Origin of the sequence: Microcystis sp. M31BS1 (assembly GCF_020245285.1) — a bacterium.
GTDB classification, from domain to species: Bacteria; Cyanobacteriota; Cyanobacteriia; order Cyanobacteriales; family Microcystaceae; genus Microcystis; species Microcystis panniformis.
This window is the reverse complement of record NZ_JADBVE010000354.1, coordinates 1-13,040: the sequence shown is the minus strand read 5'-3', so window position 1 is coordinate 13,040 and position 13,040 is coordinate 1. Positions and strand designations below refer to the sequence as shown.

11 protein-coding genes and 1 pseudogene are annotated in these 13,040 nt (G+C 40.8%); all 12 read right to left on the bottom strand.

Going from position 1 to position 13,040, the window contains the following annotated elements:
* Positions 1–166: pseudogene (locus IM509_RS20040) on the bottom strand (helix-turn-helix domain-containing protein); the annotation flags it as partial.
* A 260-nt stretch (positions 167–426) separates the two neighbouring features.
* Complete coding sequence (locus tag IM509_RS20035; protein ID WP_072926667.1) at positions 427–1,461, bottom strand: SGNH/GDSL hydrolase family protein; 1,035 nt, start codon at positions 1,459–1,461, stop codon at positions 427–429.
* A 146-nt stretch (positions 1,462–1,607) separates the two neighbouring features.
* Complete coding sequence (locus IM509_RS20030; protein WP_170863929.1) at positions 1,608–2,261, bottom strand: DUF4833 domain-containing protein; 654 nt, start codon at positions 2,259–2,261, stop codon at positions 1,608–1,610.
* A gap of 5 nt (positions 2,262–2,266) precedes the next feature.
* Positions 2,267–3,331, bottom strand: a complete 1,065-nt coding sequence (locus tag IM509_RS20025; protein ID WP_128575343.1) for a hypothetical protein — start codon at positions 3,329–3,331, stop codon at positions 2,267–2,269.
* A gap of 36 nt (positions 3,332–3,367) precedes the next feature.
* Positions 3,368–5,656 carry a CHAT domain-containing protein gene (locus IM509_RS20020; RefSeq protein ID WP_072926663.1) on the bottom strand — a complete coding sequence of 763 codons (2,289 nt, stop codon included), beginning with the start codon at positions 5,654–5,656 and terminating at the stop codon, positions 3,368–3,370.
* A 58-nt stretch (positions 5,657–5,714) separates the two neighbouring features.
* Positions 5,715–6,683 carry a DUF1822 family protein gene (locus tag IM509_RS20015; protein ID WP_072926661.1) on the bottom strand — a complete coding sequence of 323 codons (969 nt, stop codon included), beginning with the start codon at positions 6,681–6,683 and terminating at the stop codon, positions 5,715–5,717.
* A gap of 43 nt (positions 6,684–6,726) precedes the next feature.
* Complete coding sequence (locus IM509_RS20010) at positions 6,727–7,422, bottom strand: hypothetical protein (protein ID WP_072926660.1); 696 nt, start codon at positions 7,420–7,422, stop codon at positions 6,727–6,729.
* Positions 7,423–7,705: 283 nt separating this feature from the next.
* Positions 7,706–8,296 carry a hypothetical protein gene (locus IM509_RS20005; protein ID WP_139294370.1) on the bottom strand — a complete coding sequence of 197 codons (591 nt, stop codon included), beginning with the start codon at positions 8,294–8,296 and terminating at the stop codon, positions 7,706–7,708.
* 54 nt (positions 8,297–8,350) lie between these two features.
* Positions 8,351–9,175: a hypothetical protein gene (locus tag IM509_RS20000; protein ID WP_052278315.1), complete on the bottom strand. Its 825-nt coding sequence runs from the start codon at positions 9,173–9,175 to the stop codon at positions 8,351–8,353.
* Positions 9,176–9,239: 64 nt separating this feature from the next.
* Positions 9,240–10,526, bottom strand: coding sequence for a hypothetical protein (locus IM509_RS19995; protein ID WP_052278316.1), 1,287 nt, complete (start codon positions 10,524–10,526; stop codon positions 9,240–9,242).
* Between the two features lie 478 nt (positions 10,527–11,004).
* Entirely contained in the window at positions 11,005–11,484 is a 480-nt protein-coding gene (locus IM509_RS19990; protein WP_052278317.1) for a hypothetical protein, read from the bottom strand.
* A gap of 306 nt (positions 11,485–11,790) precedes the next feature.
* Entirely contained in the window at positions 11,791–12,444 is a 654-nt protein-coding gene (locus tag IM509_RS19985) for a VWA domain-containing protein (protein WP_072926656.1), read from the bottom strand.
* Between the last annotated feature and the right edge of the window lie 596 nt (positions 12,445–13,040).

The following is a 13,040-nucleotide window of genomic DNA, read 5'->3' as shown; positions in this document are numbered from 1 at the left end:
TTTTGAGTGAACAGCCAATAAACTCAGCTATTTCTCGTTGAGTTTTTCCGTCGTTCAGCAAGAGAAACATTAAAATTCTTTCCCTAACTTCTGCTCTTTCTTCTTCTTTAAGAGCTTTTTGTAAGTTTTTCTTTTCTTCTACATCTAGGAAATCTTTAGCTGGCATAAGTAGAATTTTTCTCAAGTTACTATTTCTATTTTAGGTGGTTTAAGTGCGTTTTAGCTTATTAGTGGGACTTAGGCGTTTTCGGTCAGCAAAAAAGGCTCAAACCATTACGGGACAAAGGGTTAACCTCGATTTATGATTTTCCTTGATCTATCTGGGTTTCAGCGATTTTGGGCTTCTCGAAGTAAATCCCAAGCGGGGATTGGAGTTGAGGCTTTTATCGATTTGTTTTTTGTCTAAGTCCCATTAGGAGGAACAATTCAGGGAAGTCGAGCGACGGTCGAGCGAGTCGAACCCGTTCCTTTTCGTTTTGTCACCAAAGCACCGATCCCCGTAACGAGCAAGATCCCGGTAATCCCGCCTGGTTCGGGAACCACCACCACCTGAGTGCCTACGAACGCGCCGAACTGCTGGTGAACTGCGGCGGTGGGGTGAAGTCCATCATAGAACAAATATTCATCCGGATTCGTGCAAACCGTCGTCAGATCCACACAGGGATCGGTGGTGTTTGTTAAACTGAAACTACCAGGCGAATTGGTGATCGAGGCAAAATAACTAAAGGTATCGATCTCGATCAGATTGATCGTCGGATCATTGCGAAAAGTTGTCAATGAATTCCGTAAAAGGGCATTAAACTCCACGCTAACCGCCGTGGCCGCTGCGCTCGCCCCCGACACCCCCCGCGTCGCCTCTGGTGACAGCCCTAAATCTGGCAGATTGGGAACCAGGATATGAACAGCCCCCGCACTTTTCAGTCCCCCGATAATCGTAATAAGATCGCCAACTGCCCCCGTCAAGGTTGCGCTCGCCCCGGCACTATCCCCTGCGAGTTTCTGTCCGGCCGCATCGCGAGCGTTATTACTCCCCCCCCAAACCATGTACAGGGCGCTCGATGGGGCGATTCCCCCCGTACTCGTTTGAAATAGGGCAAATTGGTTTAGTAAGCTGGGCGGAGTCGGCGGGGTGGTTCCCAGAGGCCCAGTTCTTGCGCCCCCGAATGCGAAATTCGTCCCTCCCTCTAGGTACGGAGATGCGCTAACCCCCAGACGGGCTGCCAAGGTTTCCACCCAGGTCGGCCCATTGGTCAAGCGACCGCTTTGGTACGCTAGGGAAGGCATCAAACCACCGAAGGGAACGGGTTGATAGTTCGGGTAGGTGGCGATGGCCACGTTACCGCTATCGGTCAAACTGTCCCCGAAGGCGAAGAGATTACTAAAGGTACTGGCCGAGGCGCTCACCGGAATTGTCGCGAGGGCTAGACCGAGAGAAAGGGCGGGTAGTTTCGAGAGAAGCATGGGGATTTTATCCTGTGGAAAAGCGTTTAAAAGATAATTATTCTAGGACTTAGGCATTGACAGGATCGACCAAATATGGGGTATGGGTTTCGGGCATTTTAACGTGCTTTTTTGATGATTTTTAAGTGATCGCTATTGATCAGAAGTTAATCGCTAAAAGTCTGAAACGACGGATTTTCGTTCATATACATCATGGTGAAATTGTACAGTGCGTAAGTCCTATATTCTTCAAATTGAATACCGAATTCACAGTTCGATAAACAAGGGATAGTTTCTTGGTTTTGTTGGGTATCGATGAGAGTCAGGCTTTTCACTTTCCCACCCAGGGCGATATCGATACCAGGGACGCGAACAATACTGGCAAGGGTAACATGGATGCGAGATAAGGGATTCGGAGTTTGGTTTATTTTAATAAACGCTCTCGCCTGGCAGGTATTATTAGGAGCGCGAAAGGTTTTCACGGTAATCAGTCGGTTGATGCCATTATTTTTGAGTCCATTGATTTCTAGGATCACTTGATTTCCCGATACAGACTGACTCGCAATACCGAAAGCTGGCTGTTCCATTTCGAGCAGATTTTCCGTCTTTTTGTTTTCCAGTTTCCAGTAGGGATACACGGGATTACTGCCTTGCGGAGAACAATCTGGGGCGAGGCGAATCCCGTAGTGAACCTGGTTGCCATTATCACTTTTAGAGATATAAAAAACACTGGTGTATTCCTGGGCAGTTAGAGAGGAACAAAGGGAAAGAATAAAAGCAGAAATCAAATACAGAGTGACTACATTATGTTTCTTTTTCATGGCGATCATTGATGAGAAGTTAAATGAATTTGATAACCGTAATATACAATACTGGGAATCAGTAAAATGCCCCAGGTTAGCACATCACTATTGATCCCGAAAATATAAGTAACAATGTTGGGAATAATATGGGGGAATACGATTCCAAAAATTACCAGAAAAATTGCAATTGCGATCAGAAAGATTCTTCTAAAATCTTCTGGGCGATTCTGATAATTTTTCCAAGCCAATAAAGAACCGTACACTGGATAGATCAAAAAGGCGAATAAATCCAAGCTTCCGATTAGATAATCATTGCCAAAAACTAAATTTAAGGTGAGTAAATTATAATAGTATCGCAGAGGTATCCATAACATAAATACTAGGAAAGAAATTGTTAGTAATTTAAGGTATCGGTGATAATCTCGAATGTCCGATCTTTCATAAATTACAAGCATTGGCCAAAAGATTAAGCTAACGCTAGTTATAATAAAAAAGGAGAGAATATAAAATATTCTACTTGTGGAAAATACATTATTTTGTTTTTTCCAAGTAGAAAATGATAGACCTTTTTTCATGAATGTGTAGTATCCTTGTTTTTGTTCTGGAGACAGATTTGTTTGGCGATCTCGAAAATTAATTAGAGCTTTTCCAAGGTTTTCTTTGCTGATGGTTAATTGGTTTCCGTTAATAATGCGATCAACATCGATAATGTTATCGGGTATTTGTTGAATTTGTTTGATCGCCGTTCGAGAAAGTTCAATCGTAGATTGCGCTTGATTGTTGAGTTCTAACAACATCATGTTATTAGAAGTAGTTTCAACAAATGTCAGAATAGCTGAAATAACAATCATGATACAGCAGTTTCTAAAAAAACTTGATCGTCGTCGAATCAAAGCACTAGCTTGATAAAGATTAACTAGAACAACACCAAAAGCCAAAAGTGAAAAAAGGATGAGATGAGGATATAGCTGACAATAGAAGATCCATCGGTCATTTTCACGAAACTCTAAGTATATACTAGCAGGGAAAATGATTACAGGGATGCCAAAAACTAAGGCTTTGAATAGGAAAGATAAAAATCGGTTCATAGTTTCTCCGTTTGCTGATTTATTCAGCAATCAAAATTATTTGTCTTGGTAGTTGAAAAACAGATAAATGGCTAGTCCCGTCAATATGGGGACAAGTATCCATGTTCCGATGTTAGGAGTATTTAAAAAGAAGGTTCGATCGAGTATATCGGTTAGTCCATAGCCAATCCACAGAGAAACACCGATCGACACAATTGTTATTGTTATAATAAGCATTCTATATTTATGTTGTTGTCGAATCGTTTGACAAAGAGTAAAGACAAATAAAATGGAAATCACTAAATACACAAAAGGTTCTAACGGTTTCATCCACTGTAAACCAGTGTAACCAAAAAGTATATTCTTGGTTTTTACGACATAATAAAGTCTAAAAGGAATCCAAAAGACGACCATTACTTGAGCAAATACTAAATACTCAAAATATCTACTTTGATTATAAAATTTTCTGAAATCTTGATTTTGTACCCACAGAACGAAAAATGATAAACCTGTAAAAGTGATCGCCCAAAAAGTATAACCGTACAACACGCGGCTCAGAGAAGACCAGTTTTTTTGTTCTTTCCAAGTTGTCAAATAATCTAAACCAATTTCCATAAGTTGATGAAAGCCTTTTGCCTGCTCTTCCGGGATCTGATCATCCTTTTTAATCGCAATATAGTTAGACAAGGATTCTTCAAGGACTGCCTTACTGATCACGATGTGGTCTTTCTGAAAAATCTTTTGCGTATCTAGGATATCTTTCGGTATTTTTTGAATATCGGCGATCGTGTTTTTGTTCAAGGTCGATAGATCGATACGTGCTTGAGCCGTTTTATTAAGCTCTAATAGAAGCATATTGGAACCATTCATATCTATCATCAAAGGGACGATAGAGATGGCTAACACCACGAATAGGCTTAATCGTAAACCTCGATCTGCTCTGTTGATAATTTGCGTAAAACCTTTATAAACAAGCCATAGAGCCGCCCAAAACATAAAAAAAGGATATAGGATAATATGGGGATATAGTTTTGCGTAGAATATAGCTTTATCCCAACCAAATTCATAAAGGAGGCTGAGAGGTAAACCCAAGACTCCTACTATTCCCCCTATAATTAGGAGAATACGCCATATAAGAGACAATTCGGACTCGGATAAAAACTCTTTCCAGGTGGCTAAGGGAACTGCGGGGTTAGGAACGATAACGGGTAGCCAATGTCCTCCAGGAAATTTCTCTGGTTTATCATAGGTTTTTTGCAGATGTTGTCGTGCGTTACCCACCGAGACAAATAAAGATTTGTTTCGGGAGAAGGAATCGAGGAAATATTTCAGGAAATCGATCGCCATCTGATTATCAATTTCCTCTTTCATCACGATACTTTGCGGTAAGCGTAACTCTGCCAATTGAGCGGCAATTCCCAAGCCATCACAAGAGTTAAAAATCGCTAGATACAGTCCGTTTTGTATAGCAACTTCCAACTGTTCTTTTATATCATCAATAGTGATGCTCTCCCGCTCATTGAGATGCAAAACTCCTTTCCCTTCATCATTCGTTTCACTATGGCCGGCATAAAAGATAATATTCCAGCTTTTAGGTTCAGCTAATACGTTTTTTAATTCATCTAAGGTTGGCTGTTCTAAAGATTTTAGTGTCGCACCATGTTCTCGGACGCTGTTCAGTAATTTTGAGTCCTCATCGAGGGTAATGTTGTCATCGGAACCTAATATCATCAAGATACGAACTTGGGGATGTTGTCTAATCTTTCCCCATTTTTCAGGGGGTTCATATTCTGGGGGTCCGATAGCGATTTCCGCTTGAGGGTAGTGTTTAGAGAATAAATCCCAGGCTTGCCAAGGAAGTTTTTTTAAGAGAAGATCATCGGTTTGAATAGTAACTTGAATTTCGGCTTCTGATTTATCAAGATATCGAGATTGAGTTAACCAATCTCGAACCTTTTGCCAGTCTTCCTCCGAGTTAAGCCAATTGTTCAATTCGGTGATTAAACTTTGATAGGAGTCCAAATAATTATTAGAAACTTGATTATTATTATCCGAACTATTGTTACCCGAATTATCTGTGGGTATAGTAAAAGCATCATCATTGTCTTCATTATCCGGTTTTCTTCTGCTCTTACTATCAATATTAGTATTAATATTAATATTAATATTAATATTCTTCAAGGCTGTTTGCCATTGTTCAAAAGACCTCTTTAACTTGTCTGGATAAAATTGAACAGAAAGTCTTTTACGGATTCTGGACGAGTTAGAATCATTACTGATTCTGATCTCGAGCAAAAAAGATTGCGTATCTTGTGTAACTATATTGAATTCAACTTCCTGGGGCATAATTTTTTCCCTACTGTTTTGTGATCGTTCATAACCCATTCAAAAAGGAAGCTCTAAATCAATTACTGGGAAAGCTTTCCGAATGAGTTTTTCCATTAAAAGTGATCTTGATTTGATAGAGTTTACCGTTTTGTTTGGCAAGCTCTAGTTTTTCCAGATCCAGGATAGCGGGTTGATTAGGAGGAAGTTTTAGCCAGTTATCCCCTTTTTTTGCAGTCGCCGAAGTTAACACCTTGCCAGAGGGAGCTAGTAAGGCGAATTCCAACCCAGAAGGTAAACTTATAATATCTCCGCCAGGAATTAACTTAAAAGACACCTTAACTTTATTTTGTTCATTCTCCTGTTGCCAGATGTCAACCATCAAAGCAAAGTCCCGTCCATCTATGCTAATTAACTTTCCTTTATCTACCAGCGAGGAATCAATAGATGACTGACTCATGCTTCTATATCCTTTACCCCGGCTACTGACTGTTAAGACTTTTTCTGATTCTAGCCAATCAGAAGCTAAAAGTTTTTCGATTCGTATAATTTGTTCAATTCGTTGTTGAAGCGAAATAGAATCGAATACATCTATCAAATCTTCCAAGGGTTGTAATTGCTCAAGGGAAACTGGTTCCGCATCCACTTTTCTGACAAAACCTAATAGATTTGCCATTTTCTCTTTTTCGTCGATCTCTACTATGACGTAGGCGATTCTGTCTTCCCAAACCTCCGGGGGAACATAGCAAACCTTTTCCCCCGGCTGGATAGGACGACATTCTAACTTCCCTAACCCCTTGATCTCTAAATCCGCTACATCCATGAGGATTCGAGCGCTACTGTCCCAGCTATCACTATTCTCAAAATCCGTCTCTACACTCAATAAATTACAACAATAAAAACCAACGGCACGGACGGCTAAGGTATTGAGCAAAACCTGACGAGCTTTGGCAGTATTTTTCTGTTGTCCGCTAAACTCTCTAGCAAAGTTAAAATCCGACATTCCCAAAGGAACAGGAAAAGTTAATTGTTCGTTTTCGACGCTCATGGTAAGAATCTCCTCTGCTTTAATTTGTTTTGACTATTTACATTCAAATGTCAAGATAGTCTCGAAAGATTGGCTTAAACCTTTGAATACTGCGCTGATAAAATGATGAGAGAACTGAAACTTTTATATTCCATTGTTCGGATAAGTCATTCCACGATCGCCCATCGATTCTGCCAAGTGCGATCACCTGAAAAGTCACCTCCTCACGCTTTTCAACGTGAGCTTGCCTGAATTTTCCAGTGGGATCTTGCTCAATTAGTTCTCTGAGTTTTTCATATTCTCTATGACGAGGATGAGCAGTTTCGGGTTGCTCTAAGTTGTCGAGGTGAGTCGTACTAGATGGATCATCATTTTGATATACAGGTTTATCAAGAGATTCATCCCGAACTCGTTTCTTTTTGTTGTTTTCTTGAACAAGACGACCCATTACATACTTGTCGCAGAGGTCTAGAAACCGAAAACCGAGTGTTTCCCGAAACCAATGTAAAAGATGACCTTGATTGGGATCGTATTCGTCAAGTTTTTTGTCATACAATTGGAAAAAGACTTTCTGGATAGCTTCGTTCTGTAGTTCCATACAGATAGGATAGGGTAAGTTACGGTAGTTTCTACAACTTGGCCGAGATTGCAGGATCGCGTTCGTTAGCTTGGTTAAGTATTTCAGCCTATCCTTACTGCCTTTAGGATAACTTTTCGCCTTTAGTGCTAATTCATCCACTATCCTCTCTAGATCATGCATCGATTTTCTCCTTCCTTGCGAGATAGCCCCTATCTCTAATCGGTAGTCGTCTCTCAATTTACGCAAGAAAGTAGGATCGAGTCCATTTTTTTAAGAATTTTATCCGGTGAAGAGGTCGGAGAATGTCCGTTTAGTTGGCTGAAGTCTTTACCCTGTGGGATTTCTGGGTGCTTATGCTCCTGGGGAGGCAGGGGGACGGAAGAGCGATTTCAAGGCGGGGAGGATTGAAGGGTAGAGAGCAGAGGTGTGGAATCCTGTAACAAAACTTCGCAAAACCAGCCTTTTATCGGGCGAAACCAGGTTCCTGATGGAGAAGGGGGTTATTGATTAGCCCGTATTGGGATGATCGGGCTGTATTGATTTCATCTTCATCATCCATGACTTCTATGATATGTTGCCCGAACCAGACAAATCCAAAGAACTGAAATACAATGATAAAAAATAACGCAATGGTATTTTCGTTACATTGATTTTGTAGGTAAGTTACCAATAAATCCCATGCCGAACCCCCTGAATTAGAGGAGTTTGCTTTAGAAAGCTCCAGCAAGGAGCTTATAAGCTGTAAAAACTCTATACATAAGGGAGTAAAAAAACGCCAAAATGCTCCCCACAATAAACCATACAATATCACATACCATTGTTTGATATGAAATTTTGTGCGAAAGTAATCGAGTTCTTTATTAGCTCTGAAAGCCCAATAAATTCGCAAAGCATTGATCGCAAAAATTGGAATAAAAAGAATTGGAAAAAACTTTTTAAATGCCTGTCCTTTTTCAAACTCTTTTTCTTGAGTGCGCTTGACGATACGACCAAGATGCTCTAGCTGAATGCGAATATCTTTGATATTTTTATAGGGCATAGAATTGTAACTCATGATAATCTCTCCTAAAAAAAATTGACAACTGGTGAAGTCTCCAAGACAACAAACTTAATATCGAGATGAACTCTTGACAGAGAAGTGATTGTTCTGTTTGTTCAACTCTTTTTGTAACTCGTCCCGAATAATCGATGACCATTGGGTGCTGTTAGACTTAACTTCGAGCAGATACTTTAAAGTCAACCGTCTTAATTTGGGGTCTGTCGGATTCAAGTTTAACTCTGTGTAATGACCCAACACCAAGCAATTCAAGGATTTCATCCTGTCTTTACTTTTTGCAATAGTTCTTCCGAACTTGAGGTGATGAATGAGTTTGTTTAATAAAGGTCTTTTTTGTTCACCTTTATTATCGATCCTGTAATCACAAACTTTATCGAGTAAATTGTCAAGATAGTGCATTCCTTTGAGTAGGCGATCAAAAGGCTCGTGAATTTTTTCAAAGAGATCGTGAGCTTCTGGATTGAGCATAATATCTCTTAATCGATCCACGCCTTCCTTAATATCGTTTACAGCCCGATCTAAATTTGAGAGTAGGACGGAAATATAATTTTCTCCATGTAACCACTGTTGTAGGGGAGGATACTCGCAAATGCCGGTCTCGTGTACATTTTCTATCAGCAAGAATAGGAGATTACGTTGATACTCTTCTTGGGATACTGTTTCAATTTTCGGCTTCACAAGAGAGAGGCTATCGACAAAAGCAGGATATTCTAATTGTCCTGTTTCTCTAACATCCTCTAGAACCAACTGTAAAAGCAATAACTCATAGGATAGATGGCTTGTGCGAGATTTTATTTTAGAAGAGGGCTTCAACCTGTTCACCAAAGCATCGAAGAACTCGACGGGAGATCGAGAACGAGGCTCAAAAATAGTCATAAATTCCCCTTAGATAATGAATTGGATCACGAATTGTGATACGGGAGATTGCCAGATAAGCTTGTTAACTATCTTGATGATCGCTATTGTTTTTACCCTGCTTGTTTCTCAATCCATCGCCCACGGCATGGAAAAATTCTTCCTGTGCATTATGGAGAGAGCGATCAAATGTATCTGCAACAGAAGGCAAACGGCGATGTATCATTGTTAATGTGACAGCCATCGCTGTGGTGATTACACTTATACCGAGGCCGATTAGAGAAAATCCAAGAGAACCTAAATTACCCGATAGTAATCTTTCATTAAAACTCGTTATCGCTATTTCAACGATTTTAACTCCCGAACGAATATTTCCCTGCTCTGTAAACTCGCTTGCATACAATTTAGGTTGGAACTGTTGAAGATAGACAATCGGTTTCCCTGCCTCGTCAATGTTTGATTTTGTTTGATTTAATGCTTTTTGTGCTTTAGCTATCTCTTCTTTACTTTCATGCTCTAATCTTAGAGATCGAGGGCAAAGAGGAAGTTGTGCCGTTGGTTGATTGTCCCAATAACTAGGCTTCACTCCAAAGGGACCGTTTAACTTACGATAGAAGGCATCACGACCGGGACTTGACTTTGGTAAGGACTGCCATTCTTTGAATTGTTCGTCACATTTTTGGATTAATTTCTGAGCATCTTTTACTTTAGCTTCCGCCGTTTTAAGATTGCGTTCGTATTTGGGCAAAACGTTTTCTTTGACAATTTTGTCTGCATGATATTCGGCTAGATAGGATCCATTGGTAACAATATCTGAACCATACCCAGAAATCAAGGTTAACAGAGCGCTCATGGCTACCCATCCAAAGGTCGCACCTCCTGCCAGTCGTTGATGTTTGTGACATCCAACCGCGGCAATTTCGGCTGTTTTGTTGCTAAATGTTTGAGCGATAACAGTAATTAATGCCGCAAAAAAGAAACCTAAAGGGCCTCCACCAACTGATAGGTAGGCTAAAGGAACAGCCGTTAAGGTATCCCAAATATTGGAGACGGATTGCACTGCCGCAACAGCCTTAGCCCGCATCACAAGCTGAGGATTAACCTTTACACGACCGTAGAGGCTGTTAGGTGGAACTATCAACAGATAACGTAAGCAAAACGAAATGTTTTTAGATAAGGAAGGCTCTTCAGAAATCACTATTTTCTTTTCCTTTGCCTTAGCAACAATGTCTTTGTATCGGGGATCATGTTCGATCCATTCTATAAATTTTTCGGGATTTTTATAAGAATATTCTAAAAAATCCTGCCATTTTTTATCTGAAGAGGAATTCGGATAGTTTTGAGCTTCTGGAACATTATGGGTAGTCGTCATTGAATAAATCTCCTTGTTTCAGCCGCTGAATTTACATTGTTGATGAGTCGCTGTAGGCCCGTAGGGTGTTAGGAGTGTTCGGGCGATCGAACCGAATTTTTACCGAATTTCCTACCGCCCTACTCTCCTAAAAATTAATCTGACTTATTACGGGCGACTACGCAAACAAATCTTAAGAAACCATGAAGTCTTCTTCGGTAGGAAGATTGTAACTAGCAACTTGGGTTCAGTACCTAGGCTCAATTCATTACATCTGAGTCCGGAGTGCGAGGTAAACCTTGACTCTCTTGGACATTGGGTGAAAAATGTTCACCATTTTACATTCTGGGCGCAAACCTTGTCGGGCGCAAGCTTTGCGACCCTACAGGGGGCCGGGTGTTGGTGGTGGGGGCGTAGGCCCTACGTCCTTTCTTCGATCGGATTCGTCGATCACGATAACGCCAAGAGAGCCTAAAGTTTAACTCTTGTTAGATATTGCTTAATTTCCTCCTCTCAACCACACACCAGCCATCCCCAGGGCAACATAGACGAATCCAGCACCAATCAAAGGAGGGTTCGCATTGAATAGCCCGATGGCAATTAACACAACCCCAAATAAAAATAAAAATGGACCGAAGAGAAACAAGAGGAACCAAGAAAGGAAGAGGCCAGCAATCAGATACACTACCTGTTGCCCAAAATTTTGTTGCCCGTTATTGCTAGGTTGAGTGCTTGTCGATTGGGCGAGGAGAGGACTATTGAGCGAGTCAGGCTTCATACTAGGACTAGAACCTTTTGCGAGGGCGATGTAGGAGTTTGATGAAGAGGGGAAACGAAAATTTGCATCCACTACCGAGGCTTGTACAGATTGATACTCTAGGGAGATTAGCAAGGAAATAACGACCATTAGCCAAAACAATTTTTGGGGCATGGTTTTTCGCTGAACTTTGAATAAGGCTTGAATTTTTTGTGCGTTCATAGAATTCCTCTGTGGGTAAGGACAACGGAATTTTCGATGGATAATTAGGACGAGCATTCACCAATACGAGAAGAGAGATCGAGCTAGATACTGGCTTCGATTAATCTTCTCTGATGTATTAGTAAAATGGTTTATAGTACGGTTCTTTGTGGTACGCTTATAGTCTCGCAAGGGGTTCGGAGTGTTCGGGCGATCGAACCGAATTTTTACCGAATTTCCTACCGCCCTACTCTCCTATCTGACCTGTGACCTGCGATTACGCAAACGAATCTTAAGAAACCATGAAGTCTTTTTCGGTAGGCCGATTTAGAATTGAATCAATCCCTGACGCTCGATAACAACTCCCAAAGAAATAGTCATGGCTTGATATAGATCTCCAAAGTTACCGATCGAATGAGTCGAGGTAGCGTATCGACTAATCGAAGACAGTTGGGAACTAGCCGAACTCCCTACACCGATCACTGACAAACAAAGATTAGAGTTCAGAAAATAACTCAGGTCTTGTAACCTGGTATTCGAGTTATTATCACCCCCGTCCGTGATAGCGAGGACAAGTTTTAAATATTGATAGGGAAGATAGCTGTCCATTGCTACCAACTCGGAAGAAGCGATTTTAATCGCATCGTATAGAGCGGTACTGCCACCATCATTTCGTAGGTTATTAACCCACTGACATAGGGCGGCTACATGACTTTCGTTGTCCATTTTAACCACATTTAAAGGCTGAGGCGGTCCGAAAATATTTCGACGATCTTTAAAAGCGGTAACGGATACAAAATCGGAAGGTAAACCGGGTAAAGATCGACCTCGTAGATGAGTGGCGACCAGAAATTTGATTAGTTGATCCTTGGCAATCGCAAAATCTCGATTGGAAATGGAGGCCGTACAATCGACGGTAACTCCTAGTAACCAAGGGACGGGAATTTGGAAAGCTTGTACTTCTCTATGGTATAACTGCATGGGGTAAGCCTCTACTCGTTTTTTCTTTTGCCAATGGACACCTATGGTGGAAGATTTTCAGAAAAAAGGAACTTTGAACTTTGAATCTCCCTTGTTTTTCTATCGTTAGTTTTCATGAGAATTATGCAAAATTGATCGTAAAGTAACTTTGAACTTTAAACCTCCCTTGTTTTTCTATCGTTAGTTTTCATGAGAATTATGCAAAATTGATCATAAAGTTTTGTAAAAAATTGACACGAACCTCTAAGAAACGATAGTTCACGGCCGAATGGGTCTTTCCGCTACGGGGAGTGAGCGGTAAGCATTTAGCCACGAATTCTCTAGGAACAAGGAAAATCGGTAATGATTCGGTAGTAGTGGCGTAGCCCTCTTGCTTACCTGGTATGAATTGTGTAAAATATTTATTAATAAAAATAATTGGAACCCGCTCAGTCTTTAAACCTCTAGCTTGCTCATGAATTTTCTGATAAATATCTTTTTCTGGCTCCTGTCTGGCTTACTCAAATATCAGTCTAGCACCGAACAAAGTACCCCCCCTAGTTCACCTCTATTCCCTTGTCCTAAATGTGGTTCTTATCATACCATCAAAAATGGTT